The sequence below is a fragment of the Escherichia sp. WS568 genome (genome assembly GCF_046486085.1).
In the GTDB taxonomy this organism is placed as follows: Bacteria; Pseudomonadota; Gammaproteobacteria; order Enterobacterales; family Enterobacteriaceae; genus Escherichia; species Escherichia coli.
On record NZ_JBJQMC010000037.1, the window covers coordinates 1 to 18054 of the forward strand.

Here is an 18054-nt window from a genome sequence, read left to right on the forward strand (position 1 = left end):
AAAATGATTGAAAGGTGGTTGTAAATAATGTTACAATGTGTGAGAAGCAGTCTAAATTCTTCGTGAAATAGTGATTTTTGAAGCTAATAAAAAACACACGTGGAATTTAGGAAAAACTTATATCTGCTGCTAAATTTAACCGTTTGTCAACACGGTGCAAATCAAACACACTGATTGCGTCTGACGGGCCCGGACACCTTTTTGCTTTTAATTACGGAACTGATTTCATGATGAAAAAATCGTTATGCTGCGCTCTGCTGCTGACAGCCTCTTTCTCCACATTTGCTGCCGCAAAAACAGAACAACAGATTGCCGATATCGTTAATCGCACCATCACCCCGTTGATGCAGGAGCAGGCTATTCCGGGTATGGCCGTTGCCGTTATCTACCAGGGAAAACCCTATTATTTCACCTGGGGTAAAGCCGATATCGCCAATAACCACCCAGTCACGCAGCAAACGCTGTTTGAGCTAGGATCGGTTAGTAAGACGTTTAACGGCGTGTTGGGCGGCGATGCTATCGCCCGCGGCGAAATTAAGCTCAGCGATCCGGTCACGAAATACTGGCCAGAACTGACAGGCAAACAGTGGCAGGGTATCCGCCTGCTGCACTTAGCCACCTATACGGCAGGCGGCCTACCGCTGCAGATCCCCGATGACGTTAGGGATAAAGCCGCATTACTGCATTTTTATCAAAACTGGCAGCCGCAATGGACTCCGGGCGCTAAGCGACTTTACGCTAACTCCAGCATTGGTCTGTTTGGCGCGCTGGCGGTGAAACCCTCAGGAATGAGTTACGAAGAGGCAATGACCAGACGCGTCCTGCAACCATTAAAACTGGCGCATACCTGGATTACGGTTCCGCAGAACGAACAAAAAGATTATGCCTGGGGCTATCGCGAAGGGAAGCCCGTACACGTTTCTCCGGGACAACTTGACGCCGAAGCCTATGGCGTGAAATCCAGCGTTATTGATATGGCCCGCTGGGTTCAGGCCAACATGGATGCCAGCCACGTTCAGGAGAAAACGCTCCAGCAGGGCATTGCGCTTGCGCAGTCTCGCTACTGGCGTATTGGCGATATGTACCAGGGATTAGGCTGGGAGATGCTGAACTGGCCGCTGAAAGCTGATTCGATCATCAACGGCAGCGACAGCAAAGTGGCATTGGCAGCGCTTCCCGCCGTTGAGGTAAACCCGCCCGCCCCCGCAGTGAAAGCCTCATGGGTGCATAAAACGGGCTCCACTGGTGGATTTGGCAGCTACGTAGCCTTCGTTCCAGAAAAAAACCTTGGCATCGTGATGCTGGCAAACAAAAGCTATCCTAACCCTGTCCGTGTCGAGGCGGCCTGGCGCATTCTTGAAAAGCTGCAATAACTGACGATGAGGCCCAGGATATTGGGCCTCCTTTCTTTCTCTTTTTTTCCTGTTGTCATCTACACTTAACAAAAATACAGCAAGGAAAATCCCATGCGCATTTTGCCCGTCGTTGCTGCAGTTACGGCTGCATTCCTGGTTGTCGCGTGTAGCTCCCCGAATAGAGATATTCCACAGGATCTTCCAGCGTCAGAATATGCGCATCGGCATGTTGATTGAGATAGCCAACCATCGCCGCCAGCGTGGTAGATTTGCCGCTCCCCGTCGCCCCCGTCACCAGAATCAGGCCATTCTCGCTCTTGAGTAATTCCGGCAATACCGGTGGTGCGCCAAGCTGTTCGAGCTGCGGGCAGTGCGAAGGTAACAGCCGTAACGCCAGAGAAATACCTTGCCGTTGTGCGAACGCACTGCCGCGCAATCGCTGGTTTTCCGCCAGCGACACAGCAAAATCCAGCTGACCATTCTCCAGCAATATTGCCCGCTGATCGTCATCCAGCCACTCCCGCAGTAGCTCTTCGACGTCCGGCGCGTCAAACGGCGCAGCTTCCATTCTCCCGCGAATACGCCATCGTGCGGGCCAGGCGCTGCACAGGTGTAGATCCGAGACGTTATGCTTTACACTAAGGGCCACAATTTCTTCCATATTCATACTAAGATCCTCGGATTTGTTAAAACACCTTGCGGTCTGGCAACTGCAAGAGTCAAACAAGAAATCAAAAGGGGTTCAAATGGGGAACGAAAAGAGCTTAGCGCACACCCGATGGAACTGTAAATATCACATAGTTTTTGCGCCAAAATACCGAAGACAGGTGTTCTACAGAGAGAAGCGTAGAGCAACAGGCAGTATTTTGAGAAAGCTGTGTGAGTGGAAAAGTGTACGGATTCTGGAAGCTGAATGCTGTGCAGATCATATCCATATGCTTGTGGAGATCCCGCCCAAAATGAGCGTATCCGGCTTTATGGGATATCTGAAAGGGAAAAGCAGTCTGATGCTTTACGAGCAGTTTGGTGATTTGAAATTCAAATACAGGAACAGGGAGTTCTGGTGCAGGGGGGACTACGTCGATACAGTGGGTAAGAACACGGCGAAGATACAGGATTACATAAAGCACCAGCTTGAAGAGGATAAAATGGGAGAGCAGTTATCGATTCCCTGTCCGGGCAGCCCGTTTACGGACCGTAAGTAACGAAGTTGGATGCAAATGTCAGATCGTGTGCGCCTGTTAGGGCGCGGCTGGTAAGAGAGCCTTATAGGCGCATTTGAAAAACCTCCGGCTATGCCGGAGGATATTTATTGCACGTCGTCAATTGCGGCGTGCTGGCTCTTCCATTGATATCTGCTGGATTAAATCGTCTGGCATATGTTCCTGTAAAATACGCCAGAGGTTCTCGGCGGTTCTATTCAGTCGGGTGTTCATTCGGTAAATATAAGCCTGAATGGGGACTGTCAATTTAGCAGCATCAAGGCATATCAGACGTTTGGTCTGTAGTTCATCGACGATCGACCAGATCGGTAACCAGGCAATGCCGTATCCGTTGAGCGCCATATTCTTTAATAACTCGCTCATCGAAGAGATAAATATCGTGCGCCCGGTAATACCTCCAACCTCTGCCAGATGACGATTGACCAACCTGCCCATATAAGATGTGGCGGTATAGTTGAGCAAAGGAACCTGGGGCTGAGTGATATCGAATACAGGGTGCCCCTGTGCGTCGGCGGCACATACCGGGTACAACTCAGATTCAAACAGTTTCAGGCAGCAAAAAGGCGATTGCATAAGATCTTCATCGCGAAACGAAATAATAAAGTCACTCTTGCCTTCGCGTAACGTATTTACGGCCTGGACAACATCAATGGCTTCAACATGATAGACAAATTCTCCGCCATAGGCGGTAAGTGAATGCACCAGTTTGGGTAATACGCTCAGGGATAGTGAGTGCGCGGCTGCAATTTTAATGTTGGGAACGCCGAGTAAACTCTGGCCGTTTAACTCCCCCAAATTGCATTCAAGCTGCTGTAATAAGCTGCGAGTCTGGGAATGAAAGAGCTTGCCCTCTTCGGTTAATTGTAAAGGGGTGGTCGTGCGATCGAATAAAACAACGCCGATCGCTGCCTCCAGCGCCTTAATTCGTCGGCTGAATGCGGGTTGCGAAAGATTACGCTCTTTTGCCGCCTGAGAAAAATGGCGACAGGCTTCCAGTGTCAGGAAATCGTATAACCATTTTGTCTCGATATTCTTCATTACCATGGCACCTGTATTTTCAATCCAAAGACATAATAAAACATCCCGGCAATAAAAATAATGTTCTCAATTAGCACAACCTGGCCTTTATCATTCGTTTTGTGCATAACCCCTTCATTTCCGGTATTGACGTTGATATCACATTTCGCCAAAAAAACGAAATTTTTCCGTCAGATAACCAGAATACATCATCACTATGGTGAATAAGCGGAATGTTCCATAGCTGCATCATGCGTGTCTTGCATCGCCTTGTACAACCTTGCATTTCTCATCGCCCATTTCGACTGTTAAAAAAGAGAGCAGCAGTTATTTACCGCGTATTGTCATTAACGTTTTGAGAGGCAGGTATTGTGAAAGGTTTAATTGGTGTACTCGGTGGAATGGGGCCGGCAGCTACCGTCGACCTGTTTAATAAATTTGTAACTTTTACCGCTGCACAATGTGATCAGGAACATATTCCTTTAATTATTTCTTCGATCCCGGATATTCCTGACCGTACCGATGCATTAATGCATCATGGGCGTTCACCATTACCCGTTATGCGTGATTATATGCATAAGCTGGAAGATGCCGGGGCAGAATGTATTGTTATTCCCTGTAATACCGCGCATTACTGGTTCAAAGAATTAAAAGATGCTTGTCATATTGATATATTAAGTATCGTAGAAACTACGATCAATGAAGTTCGCGCCTGTGGTAAAACCCGAATTGGCTTGTTAGCCACCAATGCCACGCTATATATGGGTTTATACCAAAAAGGAATTGAGTCGCTGGGATTTACCTGTGTCAGCCCCGATGCCGACGGTCAGAAAAAAGTGATGGAAAGTATTTATTCCTTGAAAGCTGGCAATATAGCGCACGCACAAAAGTTGATGAATGAGCAGGCTGAAATATTATTTTCCCGCGGTGCAGAAATCCTTGTTCTTGGTTGTACAGAAATTCCGGTTATTCTGGCGCAAGCCGTTAAAGAGCAGCCTTCCCGCTATATTGACTCAACGGCGTCACTCGTTCGCGCCGGAATAAAATGGTACGAAAATCGTGTCGGTAAACATTATCTTTTAACCCAATAATCATTTAAATCGCAGCCAGAAAGTTATTCGCTTTTAACTGAATTATATTTATAACGGAGAACATTATGGTTTGGCTGGAAATTATCGTAGTACTTGGTGCAATATTTTTTGGTATTCGCCAGGGGGGAATCGGTATTGGTTTATGTGGCGGGCTTGGGCTTGCCATTCTGACTCTGGGATTTGGTCTGCCTATGGGGTCGCCGCCAGTCGACGTGATCCTGATTATTATGACCGTTGTTGTGGCGGCCTCAGCCTTACAGGCCGCAGGCGGAATGGATTATCTGGTACGCGTCGCTGGTAATTTTATGCGGCGTAACCCGAAATATATCAACATAATCGCGCCGATTATCACCTGGTCTATGACCATTATGGCCGGTACTGGGTTTATTGTTTTTTCCACGCTGCCGGTGATTGCTGAAGTGGCGAAAGAGTCCGGTATCCGTCCTTCCCGCACGCTTGCCGGTTCGGTTGTCGCTTCGCAGGTTGCGATTTCCGGTTCGCCGATCAGCGCCGCAATGGCGGCTATGCTCACTATTATGGAGGTAAACGGTGTCAGTTTTATTCAAGTGATGTCGGTATGTCTTCCCACCTCTTTTGCTGCCGCGATGGTCGCCGCTTTTATTGCTTCCCGACAGGGATGTGAGTTGCAGGATGACGAGGTCTACCTTGAGCGCCTGCAAAAAGGACTGGTGCAAAAATACGAGAATAATAGCAGCATCAAGCCAGGTGCGACGCTCTCCGTCGGATTGTTCCTGCTGGCGACGGTCGCTATTGTTATTCTTGCTGCCTTCCCCCAACTGCGTCCGGGTTTTGATATCGGTAAACCGATGGAAACACGCGATATCATTATTATCTGTATGCTCTCTGCCGCCTGCCTGATGGTGGTGCTGTGTAAGACGGCGACCGATGCCATTATTCTCACCTCCACATTCCGTGCGGGGATGAGTTCGCTGGCGGTAATTCTCGGCATTGTAACCTTAGGCACCACTTTTATTGATGCGCATTTAACTGAGATTAAAGATATTGCTGGTGATATTTTGCAGGCGTATCCGATGTTGTTGGCGCTGGTTCTTTTTGGCACTTGCGCGCTGCTCTACTCGCAAGGTGCGACCACGCCGTTAATTATCCCGCTTGCCGTCGCGCTTGACGTGCCCACCTGGGCAATTCTGGCGTCCTATGTGGCCGTCACCGGAGTATTTGTACTGCCAACGTATCCAACATCACTGGCTGCCATGGAATTTGATACTACCGGCACAACTCGTGTAGGCAAATATGTGCTGAATCATCCATTTATGCTGCCTGGGTTGGGGGGAATTATTGCTGGAGTGGCATTAGGCTTTGTGATTGCGCCAATGATTATTTAGCACTATCAAACATCAGTATCGATGGTTTATACACAATAAAGACAGATATGGCGGAATATAGTCTGTTGTAAGCGCCAACAAAGAATAGGGGAATTCCGCCATGTCTGAACATCTTCACAATATGGTATTAAGTGTTGTCGTTTAATGATTTATTTCTTGGTTATGTTGTGTATTAGCTGCATCTATCGCTTTTTGATACCTGAGGTGTACTGGCAATAGCGGACACTACCATTTGTTCTTTTTTTAAGCAGTCATCTGATGATATTTTTCCCTGAAGGCTGCCGAGGAGATATTCCCCAGACGAGAGTGACGACGCTGACGATTGTAGAAAATCTCAATGTATTCCCGTATTACTGAGATGGCTTCATCCCGGTTATTAAAACGATAGTGGCTCAGGCTCTCATTTTTCAGCGTTCCCCAGAAGCTTTCCATCGGAGCGTTGTCGTAACAGTTACCTTTACGCGACATTGATGTTTTCAGACCAAACTGCTCCTGTATGACCCGGTAATCGTATGCGCAGTACTGTGAACCTCGATCAGAGTGGTGGATTAGCCCGGCAGGTGGGCGCTGGCTCCTGAGCGCCATAAACAGGGCTTTACCTGTCAGCTCTTTTGTCATGCGCTCTCCCATGGCGTAGCCGACAATTTCGCACGTATAAACATCTTTGATGCCAGCGAGGTACAACCATCCCTCCTGTGTGGCAACATACGTCAGGTCCGCCACCCAGACCTGATTTGGTGCTGTAGGAGCGAACGTCTGGTTCAGCAGATTTGGCGCAACTGGCAGATTGTGGTTCGAGTTCGTAGTCGCTCTGAACTTGCGTTTCTGCTTACAGCGTAGCCTTAGCTCCTTACGAAGGAGTGTCCGTTAAACTCAGGCTACCTTATGGAGATGGGCTTTAGCGACATTAAAAGCAAGGATGCTGGACCAGACTTTGTCGCCGAGAAAAATGGTGAGACTTTTTGTTTTGAAGTAGTCACGCCAACGCCACGAGATTCTATCAGAGAGCTTATTGAGCGAGGCGAGTTAACGTCTGAAGAGCGGGATTTAGTGTTCCGTGAGCGTTTGTTGTCAGTCACATCAGCGATCAAAAACAAATTGAAGAGCCTGTACATAGATTTGTGTAATTGTCTGATTTTGATATGTTCAATCCAGCATCAAATGAAGGTTAATTTATGGACAAAAAACAGTTACAGGCTCAATCAATACTCCCATGCCTCAAACGCTAACGGCATATTATTTAACAAATCCCGACGCTCACGCCAGTCAGGAATAAACCGATCCATATGCAACCGGAAGCGAGCATTATGGTGACGTTCCAGAAGATGAACCAGTTCATGCACCAGAATATACTCCAGACACTCCGGCGGCTTCTTAATTAGCTCCAGATTGAGCCAGATTCGTTTTGTTGTAGTGTTACAGGTGCCCCAAAAGGTTTTCATCTTTTTGATGCCCCAGAATGTTAGGGGAACACCGATTCGGTCCTGCCATTCAGGTAGAAGCTTAGCCACCTGCTGTTTTAGTTCATGTCGATAAAATTCACTTAACGCCAATGCCTTATTTTCATCACGGGTTCCCGGTTGAACATAAAGCTGGAGCTTATTATTTCCCGCAACTTTTACTTCGTGACGCCCGTGACGCTCAATCACAAGTAGGCGATATCTTCGGCCCCAAAGATAGTGGCACTCTCCGCTGACCATTTCCCTCTCTGATTGACGAGGCTGTCTGGCGAAATCCTGCTGCTGTTTTCTGATCCAGCGAAAGCGTGAAGCAACCGCCATACGAATCGCCGTCTCCGTCATATGTTCCGGCGCTGAAACGCGGACTTTGCCATCAGGCGGCAGCACGCTGATATGCAGATTCTTAATCGCCTTACGGTTGACCAGCAAGTGTAACGAGCCTATTTGCATGATTGGCATCAGTGATATTCCTTCTGCTGACGGGCAAGCGCTATCACCTCATCAATATCAATATTATAGCTGGCGGTCTCTTCACGTAATGCGTTGGCAATTTCCCGTTCTTTAAAACGATCGCCAATCCACTCTGCCCTTTTGGTATAGCGAATCGTCGTATCTATGCGGGTCGCCAGTACCTCGTCGTGGCCGAAGTTATCATAGAAGGCGCGCTTTGCTTGTGTATCCATGGTGGCAGGGTAGCACGCTCCGGCGGTTTGCTCCGGGCGGATGACCTGTTTACACAAATCGCGGATACGTTCCAGATACTGCTGATAATTGAGCGCATTTTGTCGGCGAAGGGTAATCAGTTCATCCAGCAGCTGCGACATGCGTCCATAGTATTTTGGGTTAACCGGGTTTTCATCCACGATGGTTTTGCGCACGTTGTTTTCGATGGTTTCCGCCATCGCATCCTGATTATTACGGATATCATCCGGCAGGGCGACGGTCGCCGCCAAGCCTTTCTCGACAATCAGTTCAATCAGACTTAACTCTTCAAAATCCATCAGCACTTCGCTATCATCGGCGCGAACATACATATCCAGTAAATGACGCATAGCGGGTTCAAAGCGCTTCATATCCAGGAGATCGCCGCTGGTCAGCTTAATCTCATAGCGCAGTTTTTCGAATTCAGCGACTTCGGCGCGAATGCTCTCTACCTCTTCGGCAGTGTAGCCTGCTTCCGGCATTTCATTGGCGATGCTGGCATAAGCGCGTAGCAGACGGGCGACGCACTGGTAAAATGTCAGGCGCAGCGCCTCTTTTTCGTTTAACGAAGTCTGATTCTCTCCTGATTCACCGCAAAAATAGTGCTGATAGTCCTGCAGGCTGCGCGGGGTTTTGACGGGTTCACATAAGCTGCGAACCATCTCCAGCGCGCTGTCGAGATCCAGTTGCGCCTGCTCCAGCCTGTCTTTCAGCAACCCGGCCACATCGTCCCGATCGTAATCATCAAACGCGCCCGTGGTGTAATCGGTAATCGCTTTATCCAGCGAACGGAACAGATCTTTATAATCGATAATATAGCCATACTCTTTATCCTCACCGTCCAGCCGGTTCACCCGACAAATCGCCTGAAACAGCGTATGGTCGGTCATGGTTTTATCAATGTAGAGATAGGTGGCGGACGGCGCGTCAAAGCCAGTCAGCAGCTTATCCACCACGATAAGCAGGCGCATTTGCCCCGGCTCTTCAATAAAACGCTGTTTCACTTCCCGCTCGAACTCGGTAATGCGTGCGGCGGCCTTCTCTTCACTTTGTTCAAAATAGTCAGCCAACATTTTACGATAGGTGGCGTGTTTAGAGAGTTTCTCCGTTAACCCTTCGCCCGTTTCTTCGCCTTTGATGCTGGCGGCATCGGGGCGATAGCTGGTCACAATCGCTACTTTTCCTGCCAGCTCGGTCTGGCTGAACATCTCGTAAACCTTGCAGGCTTGATAGATACTGCTGCATACCAGCATGGCGTTGCCGCGCCCGTCCATCAGGCGTGGACGGGTATCCATATCCAGCAAAATGTCGTTAACGATCTGCTCCAGCCGCGACTTGCTGGAGAGCAGCTTCTGCATTGATCCCCACTTTTGCTTAAGCTGGGTCCTGGCTAAATTCGACAAACCGCGAGTCTTGGCTTCAAACCAGTCATCGACCTTTTTCTCTGATGTCAGATACTGGTCAATATCGCGTGCCTCGTAGCGCAGATCCAGCACCACACCGTCGGCCACCGCTTCATCAAATTTATAGGTATGGATATAAGGGCCGAACACCTCAACCGACTTCTTCTTATCTTTCTTCATCAGCGGTGTGCCGGTAAAACCGATAAACAGGGCGTCCGGCAGAATGGCAGTCATGGCGTTATGCAGCTTGCCGGATTGTGTGCGGTGGCACTCGTCCACAAAAACAAACAGATCGCCTTTGGCGCGGAATGTTTTCGTCAGGGACTGCTGTAATTCGGTGATAAAGGCGTCGGTAGCCGCATTGTCTTCAGCTTCGCTGCGACGACCAAATTTATGCACCAGCGAGCAAATGAGCCACGGGTTAGGATGATTGAGCGTTGCGATAAGATCGTTGCCGCTGGAGGTGCGATAAATATCTTCATTCACGCCCATAAACACGCTTTCGATCTGTTCATCCAGTTCGGTGCGGTCAGTCACAATCAACACGCGGGAGTTTGGCACATTTTCACGGATCCACTTCGCCAGCCAGACCATCGTCAGGCTTTTACCCGATCCCTGTGTGTGCCAGATAATACCGCCTTCACGACGGGCAATATGTTGTTTAGCCGCCTCGACGCCGAAGAACTGATTATGGCGGCAGAGTTTTTTCACCCCGACATCAAAGGCAATGTAATTATGGACGATATCCAACAGCCTGGATTTGCTACACAGTCGACTTAAATGAAAGTCGAGTTTATGTGTATAGTCGCCTGGATTATCTTCTTTCCACTCCAGATAGTATTTTTCCGGGGTTTCGATGGTGCCGTAGCGCAGGCCCTGCGTATCGTTGCCCGCCATCACTAACTGCATAGTGGTGAAGAAATCGCGGATAAAGGTTTTCTTTTGATTATCGAGATTCTGCCGGATGCCTTCGCTGACGTGCACTGACGAACGCTTAAGTTCAATCACGCCCAGCGCAATGCCGTTAACGTACAGCACCAGATCCGGGCGCTTGCAGTACTCGCCTTTGACCGTCACCTCATCGGCGATGGCGAAATCATTGGCTTGTGGGTTGGCCCAGTCAATCAGCCACACGGTTTGGTTCTGCTCGCCTGCGCCTTCTTTGTCTTTCACGCCGTAACGCAGCAGGCGATAGACCTCTTTATTGGCGTAATAGAGTTTTTTGCCTTCGCCCAGAGCGGCGGCGGAATCCAGTTGCCGCAACGCCCGGGTGATCAACGTATCATTAACGCCGCGCCGTTTTAGCCACGCGCTCAGTATATTAGTGTCGATGTTGCTGTTCCCGGTGTACCCGGTGCGGTGACTCAGATGGCGGTAACCTAAATCTTCAACAAAAAACTGAATCAGACGTTGCTGTGTGGCGCGTTCGCGCTGGCCCACGGTACTCAAAAGGCGCTCCTTAAACCCTCAGCAATGGAACTCCATTACGCGGTTAATGGCAAATTGCAGATTATTATTATCAAACAGCCTCAACTTACGGCTGGCCCAGCGTTCGCCCGCAGGCCACTGGTGCAGCCCTTCCTTAACGGAATCCAGCGTTGGTTGACATTCGCCACGGCTCAGCAACCAGTCTACGGTTGCCAGCAACTCCAGACCAAACGGCGATTCAAAGCCGTCAATTAACTGGCTGACCTGCTCCAGCGCAGGTAGCCACTCTCTGGCTTCGTTGTTCAGATACGCATTAACGTGTTCTTTTTTCTGATCGTTAAACCAGATCACATCCAGCGGTTGGCTGTCCGGGATGCGTTTCTCGGCTTTAAGATAGGTGCCGTCCAGCGCATTAAGCAGATGGTTCAGATTGGGCGCATAGGGGCCATAATAGTGAGCTTCAAACCGCAGTTTGAGGATATCGTCCTGTTGATGCTGCTCAATGGCGCGTTGTAACAGCCAGGCCAGTTTCTGGATTTCCAGTAGGCTGCACTCCATCCCCAATACCCAGTAGCGACGCACCAGTTCAGCGATGGCGGCTCTGGCGGGAGTGAGCTTTTTTACGCCAGTGCTTTTGGCAACGTTCTGGTATTTTTCAGTCGGTTGGTAAATCAGGATATCAACGTCCTGAAGGTCGCCAAGGGCAGATTCAATCTGCGCCCGAACGTCCGGCCAGTTCAAACCACCGTTGCCTGCGCCCAGTGGTGGAATGGCGATGGACTGCACGTTCTCTTCAATCAAAAAGCGGCGTAAGTCCTGCAAGCCATCTTCAATCCACTCCATGCGGGAATCAGCGCGCCAGTGCTGTTTGGTCGGAAAATTAACAATCCAGCGCGGTCCCATCAGTTCCCCGGTTTCGGTAATGAACATTTTGCCGGTGATCACCTGCTTTTGTTTGCAGGCGAGGGCATAGACTTTCATATTTTCGGGGAAGCGCTCTTTAAACATCAACGCGATGCCTTTCCCCATGACACCGACGGTATTAACCGTATTTACCAGAGCTTCCACCGGTGCGTCCAGTAAATTGCCTTGTGTATATGTGATCATGAGAAGTACCATCCAGCCCGTGTGTGAACGGACATTGTTAGATTACGCTGAAACAGCCATTGTTCTAATTGTAACCTGACCTCTTCGCTGTAACAAATTATCCCATCCAGCAGAGAGATCGGGCAGTGTTGCCAGATTAGCGCCTCTGCCTGATAGCGTTCAAATTTAGCCGGATCGTCTGGATCGCGGCGAAAGTCCCGTGCCTGCAAAATGGGCCAGTCGATCTGGTCCAGACTATCCAGACTGGTGTAGTAGTTGGTCCAGTTATAGTAAGCATGGCTGTCGGTAAACACGAAGGGTACGTCGTGTGCTGCCACGTTTCGCAAGTTGCTGACCAGAATAACGATCTCCTCATTGGGGCGTTGCTTAATGCCGCCGCGCCCGCTGTGGATGTTCATCAGCATTGGCGAGAAGGGGGTAAAATAAAACGGCACATAGTCATGCAGTGTCCCGCCCGTTCCGACAGGTACCGGATGCCCGGCACGCTTGCCGATCAGCTCCGGGTTGCCGATATTGATCCAGTTTTCCGCCTGCACCAGACTGTTGCCGCAGTGCAGCCCGTTATCCAGAATCCACGGGATATTGTCCCGATGGACGATACGCCAGATCAGAGCTTTTTGCGGGTTGAGGCTGGCGCTGTAATCATAAGCCATGTGCTTTCCCTTCTATATTAAGCGGATTTTCCCGGTTAACAGTTCCTGCATCATCCCTTGCTTAAGCTGGCGGGTTTTGTCCAGACGCTGTTGCAGGATTTGGATTTCCTTGTCCATATCGGAGAGGATGGCGGCGATGGCGGCTTGTTCTTCTGTATTTTCAGGTAATGGGATTTTAAAGCCCAACATATCTTTGTTAGTTATCTGATTGATAGTGGCACCCATAACTTCAGCGATTTGCTTTTGAATAATATCAGACTGGAATTGGTGAAATGTAAATCCATATATATCAGTTCGGAATACTGACATAAATGCACCGAATGCTGAGCCCTGCGCATTTTTGTCAATTAATGCGCATTTGCCAATAAGTTGGCGACTGCCATTTCTTACACATACCAAGATATCACCTTCTTTCACAATTGTGCGCTCAGGTGGTTCTATGCTGACGAAGACGTTATCATCATAAGCTAAGTGATTATTTTGAATGTTGGATGAGCGTAATACCAATGTACCATAATCAGATGTATCTTCAGGTTTGTAAGTTAACCCAATAATGCAATTACCTAGCTCACCAAGATTAATACAATTCCAATCTTCAGGAATCTCCCCCAACTCGCTCTTTTTATATCCCTTAGCAGAGCCATCTTTGCGCAACGCAAACTGTGGCAAACGGGTTTTACCAGTCAGTAGTTGCTGCATTGTGGCAGTTTTGATGGACTGTTTTTTTGAGAGTAATTTTTCTAGGGATAGAATCAAGCTATCAACATTGGTTAATACATTAGCAATAGCCTTTTGCTCTACGATACTTTTCGGTATAGATATGTATAACTTCTCTAAAACTGAACGTTTAATCCCTTGGGCCGTTGAACCAGTCGCGCTTTCAGAAATATATGATTGAAAACGCTCTGATAATAAGATTTGGAGTATTAGTGATGGAGAAAAATTCTCTCTATCTATTTGTAAAAGAATTGTTCTCTGGCTAAGAATATATTTTCTGTTATCAGGAATAGATGCTGCATTCCCCAGAGGGGCTTCCATTGTGAAAGCTATGTCCCCTTTTTGGGGATGACCGGATGTCATCCAGCGCTTATATAGTTCTTCGGAACCAAAGTAGCATTCAGTAGATAAATCTATATATCCTTTTTTAACATTAGCAGCAGAAAGGGCAACGATATCCCCATCCCCCCAATCCATTCCAAGTTTTTTGGGAGTTCTGCCGCGATAATCAATTATGTTGGTTGTCAGGTTTAATATCGTGGATACAACCCAATCCTCAGGAATCATCTCCATCTCAGTCAGCTTATACCCCGCAGGCACACCTTTCCCCACCGTACCCGACCGTTGCTCATTCACCATTAAATCCACCATCACCACTCCAGCCCCATCGCCCGCAAATGCCCGGCCACTTTCTCGCTCAACGCCTCAACGGCGGCTTCAAGTGCTGGCAACGGTTCAGCATAACGCTCTTCCAGCTCCTTTACGCGCGACGCCAGTTGCTGGGTAATACGCTCTATCTCCGCTTTGATCCCTGCCTGCAACGTTGCCAGCCACTTATCCTGCACTACCAGCGTTTTAATCGCTGCTTCATCCAGCGTGGGATAATGTTTAAATACCGCTCGATCCAACGCTTCCTGTGCGGCTTTCAGCGCTTTTTTCGCACTGGCCTCGGCCTTAATCAGCGCCAGACAGCGGTTCAGCACTGCCAGCTCATCCGGGTCGGCAGGGGTTTTCTTCAACTGTGCCAGACGGGCATTCACCAGCTTTTGCGTCACCTTATCTTTATCGTTTTTCGCCTCAGCCAGCAGATCCTCTTCCCCTGCCTGCTCCTCGATGAATTCCACTAGCTGACGACTGGCTTCTTCACTGCGCTCCTGCGCGCGGTTCAGCGCATCCAGCAGTTCCGGGAAACAGCGAATTTCCACTAGCGAACGGGGCAGCACATCGGCCTTGTAGCGCCGTTTGGTAAACTCGAAATCGTGCGTTTCTTTCCAGATGTTTTTGCCATCTTTGCCTTTCACCGGCTGAAGCTCGCGGATTTGCGCGGCGGCTTGCCAGCCATCCTGCATAATCGCATACACATCGTCTTGCATGACATCAGTCCAGTAATCCATCAGGATCTGGTACACGCTGTATTTGTTCAGCAACTCACTGTTGGCGTACTGCGCCAATAGCATTTCGCTGATATCGTGGATTAGCGCTTTGGGTTTATCACCTTTGCGAATCTCTTCCAGACTTGCCTCTTTCACCCACGCTTTAAACGGTAGCAGGCTGCGGGTGGCAAAATCCTTAAACTCCTGATGCGCCAGAATGGTCGGTTTCACCTGTTGCGCGTTCACCTGCGCCCGACAGTAACCGGGACGGTCGTCAGCAAACAGCACGTTGCGCAGGGCAGGGAATACCCGCCAGTAATCTTGCAAAGCATCCACATCGCGTGCCGGAATACCGCCCTGTAAGTGCGCGGTCAGATCGTGTAAATCTTCCGGCTCGCCGCTCTCGATATAGCGAGGAATATTCAGGTTGTAATCATTTCCGGCGATCTCGCTGGAGGGCACCATCCGGCTGTAGCCAGGTACCGTTCGCTGATGGTTGAACACGTCCACAATGCGGTGAATATCTCGGCTACGCAGGCGGTTCTTGTTGCCATCTTTGATAAAGCCCCGGCTGGCGTCGATCATAAAAATGCCTTTGCGGCTGTGGGCGTGCTCTTTATCAATCACAATGATGCACGCCGGGATGCCGGTGCCGTAAAACAGGTTGGCTGGCAAACCAATAACGCCTTTGATATAGCCCTGCTTGATTAGGTTTTCACGGATATTCGCTTCGGCGTTACCGCGAAACAGTACGCCGTGGGGCAGGATCACCGCGCCTTTGCCGGTACTTTTCAGGCTTTTAATGATATGCAACAAAAAAGCATAATCGCCGTTTTTTTCCGGCGGAATACCCCAGCCGAAGCGTTCAAACGGATCTTTTTTCGGCGTCAGCCCGTTGGTCCAGTTTTTATTGGAAAAAGGCGGGTTCGCCACGGCAAAATCGAAGGCTTTCAGTTTGCCGTTCGCCTCTTTCCACTGCGGATCGCTCAGCGTATTGCCCTGCCAGATTTTCGCGGTGGCATTGTTATGCAGAATCATGTTCATCCGCGCCAGCGCACTGGTAGCGTTATCCATCTCCTGGCCAAAAATCGACAGTCCGCGCCGGGCTTCATCATTCACTTTCAACAGCAGCGAACCAGAGCCACAGGTTGGGTCATAAACCGTTGCATCTTGCGGAGTATCGGGAGTAATACCAATCACCTTCGCCAGAATACGTGACACCTCCGCTGGAGTGTAAAACTGTCCTTTACTCTTACCGGATTCGGTTGCGAAGTGACGCATCAGATATTCATAGGCATCGCCCAGCAGATCGTCGCCTTCGGCCCGGTTGCTGGAGAGATTTAACCCTTCAAAGATACCGACAAGCTTGCTCAGGCGGTCAATCATTTCCTTGCCTTTGCCGAGCTTATCTTCGTCGTTAAAGTCGGCTTCGTCGATGACGCCCTTCAGGCCGTTCTCTTCCGCCAGCTTGTGGATGATTTTGTTGATTTTGTCGCCGATCTCTTTGTCATTTTTCAGCGCAACCATATCGTCAAAGCTGGCTCCTTTGGGTATCACGATCATCCCGTAAGGATCGCCTTTATACTTATCGGAAACGTACTTCATAAACAGCAGGGTCAGTACATAGTCTTTGTACTGGCTGGCATCCATCCCGCCACGCAGTTCGTCACAGCTTGCCCACAGGGAAGAATAGAGTTCGGTTTTTTTGATAGCCATTAAATATCTCGTTTTGCGCGATAATGTGCCGTAAGTCGGTTACAGCAGATCGGTATTCAGACCGGCGGCCTTTAACCGACGGGTTAAGTTACGCATTTTGCTGAATTCGGTACCGAGGCTCTGGCTCAGACCAGTGCCTTCGCAAAAGGCTTTTGCCGTAATGTGTTCCAGTTTGTCGGCATATTTAATCATTTGCAGGTGCAGCTCGACGGTGTACTGGTTACGAGGCGCACTGGAAAGTGCCTGCCGGATATGGCGATAAATCTCGTCTTCATTTATATTCATGGCAACCACTGGTATAATAGATAAGTTAGCTAAATTAGCTAAATGTGGTATCAGGTTCAAGAATTACAGTGGGAGTCGGATTTGACTGCGCGATTTATGCACGTAAATGCCTTGTGGCGGATTAATGGCCGCAGTATCTTCTCCTTCCGCGCCTGCAAAATCAGGCGTCGGGATTAGCTTCCTGAAAACCGTTACAGGAGACTTCTCTATGACTACAATCCTTGTCCCTGACTGCGATTTACTCGATCTATTGTTCGTTTCCTTATAATGTCACTATGGATTTCACCGCCTTGGTCGACAACTGCGCCCACTTCGTCGAATCCCTGATAGAAACCGAGGATCCCGTGCTGTGGCTTACCCTCTGCGGGCGACATTGTACTGCTGCAACCCACGCCGACCTCATCCCGCCGCATTTTACCGAAAGCCTGACCATTGATACTCTCCCCGCCATGCCAGAGCAGGTTATTTCCGAACCTGATTTCTTGTGCGAATATTGCCTCGTGCGGGCTGTGCATCGTTGCCACTCTTTGATAAGGGGCGTAGCGTTATTAGTTTGGGCCATGCGCTTGCGCTACAACTCTTCAAATAGCTATATATCAACAATACATAGTCATAAACCGTCTACTACCGTCTCAATTATACTCAAATTAAGGCATGTGGCATCTTTGTGACACATTTGTTTTTTTGATACAGGTTAGATTGACCTGCTCTCCGTTGATTAACTCACATTTTTGTTAACCATGTCTACTTCTGGCACGACACTGATGCGTTAACTGAGCGAAAGGTCCGCTATGAGCGAGAAGCGGAAGTACGACTTGTTCTCACCACCGATGAAGCATTACAAACAATGCAGTTAGTTTATCAACGGGCAGGATCAGGGCGTACTCTCAAGCGGTTTAAGATTGATAACCTCAGGTACATTCATCTTGCCACGTTTCATATAGCGTATTTGCGACAGAGTTCATGTGAAGAAACACCGACTACGAGGATGATATTCATGTTGTATTGTTCGGGAAATCACTTCTTCATATGGAACCCTCATCACACTTACTAGACTGGCCCCCTGAATCTCCAGACAACCAATATCACTTAAATAAGTGATAGTCTTAATACTAGTTTTTAGACTAGTCATTGGAGAGCAGATGATTGATGTCTTAGGA

12 protein-coding genes and 2 pseudogenes are annotated in these 18054 nt (G+C 49.0%); 4 read left to right on the forward strand and 10 right to left on the reverse strand.

Annotated features, from left to right (window positions below; translation table 11 throughout):
- Positions 1–227: 227 nt before the first annotated feature.
- On the forward strand, positions 228–1373 hold the full coding sequence (locus tag ACJHWR_RS24100; RefSeq protein WP_000976514.1) for an extended-spectrum class C beta-lactamase CMY-2: 1146 nt from the start codon (positions 228–230) through the stop codon (positions 1371–1373).
- Positions 1374–1530: 157 nt separating this feature from the next.
- Here the strand turns inward: ACJHWR_RS24100 and ACJHWR_RS24105 are convergent.
- Positions 1531–2022, reverse strand: a pseudogene (locus ACJHWR_RS24105) (ATPase, T2SS/T4P/T4SS family); the annotation flags it as partial.
- A 79-nt stretch (positions 2023–2101) separates the two neighbouring features.
- Here ACJHWR_RS24105 and tnpA point away from each other — a divergent pair.
- Positions 2102–2560, forward strand: coding sequence for an IS200/IS605 family transposase (tnpA, locus tag ACJHWR_RS24110; protein ID WP_021513032.1), 459 nt, complete (start codon positions 2102–2104; stop codon positions 2558–2560).
- Positions 2561–2677: 117 nt separating this feature from the next.
- Here the strand turns inward: tnpA and hypT are convergent, their stop codons facing one another.
- Positions 2678–3616 (reverse strand): hypochlorite stress DNA-binding transcriptional regulator HypT, encoded by a 939-nt coding sequence (gene hypT, locus ACJHWR_RS24115; RefSeq protein ID WP_000789104.1) that lies wholly within the window; start codon positions 3614–3616, stop codon positions 2678–2680.
- Between the two features lie 350 nt (positions 3617–3966).
- On the opposite strand from hypT, the gene ACJHWR_RS24120 reads away from it, so the two are divergent.
- Both ACJHWR_RS24120 and ACJHWR_RS24125 read left to right on the forward strand, forming a co-directional pair.
- Complete coding sequence (locus ACJHWR_RS24120; RefSeq protein ID WP_000677245.1) at positions 3967–4686, forward strand: aspartate/glutamate racemase family protein; 720 nt, start codon at positions 3967–3969, stop codon at positions 4684–4686.
- Positions 4687–4751: 65 nt separating this feature from the next.
- Complete coding sequence (locus tag ACJHWR_RS24125; protein ID WP_000262203.1) at positions 4752–6050, forward strand: anaerobic C4-dicarboxylate transporter; 1299 nt, start codon at positions 4752–4754, stop codon at positions 6048–6050.
- 243 nt (positions 6051–6293) lie between these two features.
- Here ACJHWR_RS24125 and ACJHWR_RS24130 read toward each other — a convergent pair.
- From ACJHWR_RS24130 to ACJHWR_RS24165, 8 genes and pseudogenes are all read right to left on the reverse strand, one after another.
- Positions 6294–6908 (reverse strand): annotated as a pseudogene (locus tag ACJHWR_RS24130) (IS3-like element IS600 family transposase); the annotation flags it as partial.
- A 344-nt stretch (positions 6909–7252) separates the two neighbouring features.
- Complete coding sequence (locus ACJHWR_RS24135) at positions 7253–7969, reverse strand: M48 family metallopeptidase (RefSeq protein ID WP_001122107.1); 717 nt, start codon at positions 7967–7969, stop codon at positions 7253–7255.
- Positions 7969–11064, reverse strand: coding sequence for a type I restriction endonuclease subunit R (locus ACJHWR_RS24140; RefSeq protein WP_000108736.1), 3096 nt, complete (start codon positions 11062–11064; stop codon positions 7969–7971). The genes ACJHWR_RS24135 and ACJHWR_RS24140 overlap by 1 nt, the downstream gene beginning before the upstream one ends.
- Positions 11065–11082: 18 nt before the next feature.
- Complete coding sequence (gene darG, locus ACJHWR_RS24145; protein WP_000634203.1) at positions 11083–12150, reverse strand: toxin-antitoxin system antitoxin DNA ADP-ribosyl glycohydrolase DarG; 1068 nt, start codon at positions 12148–12150, stop codon at positions 11083–11085.
- Positions 12147–12803 carry a toxin-antitoxin system toxin DNA ADP-ribosyl transferase DarT gene (gene darT / locus ACJHWR_RS24150; RefSeq protein WP_000312833.1) on the reverse strand — a complete coding sequence of 219 codons (657 nt, stop codon included), beginning with the start codon at positions 12801–12803 and terminating at the stop codon, positions 12147–12149. Before darT ends, darG begins: the two co-directional genes overlap by 4 nt.
- Before the next feature lie 12 nt (positions 12804–12815).
- Entirely contained in the window at positions 12816–14171 is a 1356-nt protein-coding gene (locus ACJHWR_RS24155) for a restriction endonuclease subunit S (RefSeq protein ID WP_223349791.1), read from the reverse strand.
- Positions 14171–16609: a type I restriction-modification system subunit M gene (locus ACJHWR_RS24160; RefSeq protein ID WP_032180025.1), complete on the reverse strand. Its 2439-nt coding sequence runs from the start codon at positions 16607–16609 to the stop codon at positions 14171–14173. The genes ACJHWR_RS24155 and ACJHWR_RS24160 overlap by 1 nt, the downstream gene beginning before the upstream one ends.
- A gap of 39 nt (positions 16610–16648) precedes the next feature.
- Complete coding sequence (locus ACJHWR_RS24165) at positions 16649–16888, reverse strand: hypothetical protein (protein ID WP_024224214.1); 240 nt, start codon at positions 16886–16888, stop codon at positions 16649–16651.
- Positions 16889–18054 lie beyond the last annotated feature (1166 nt).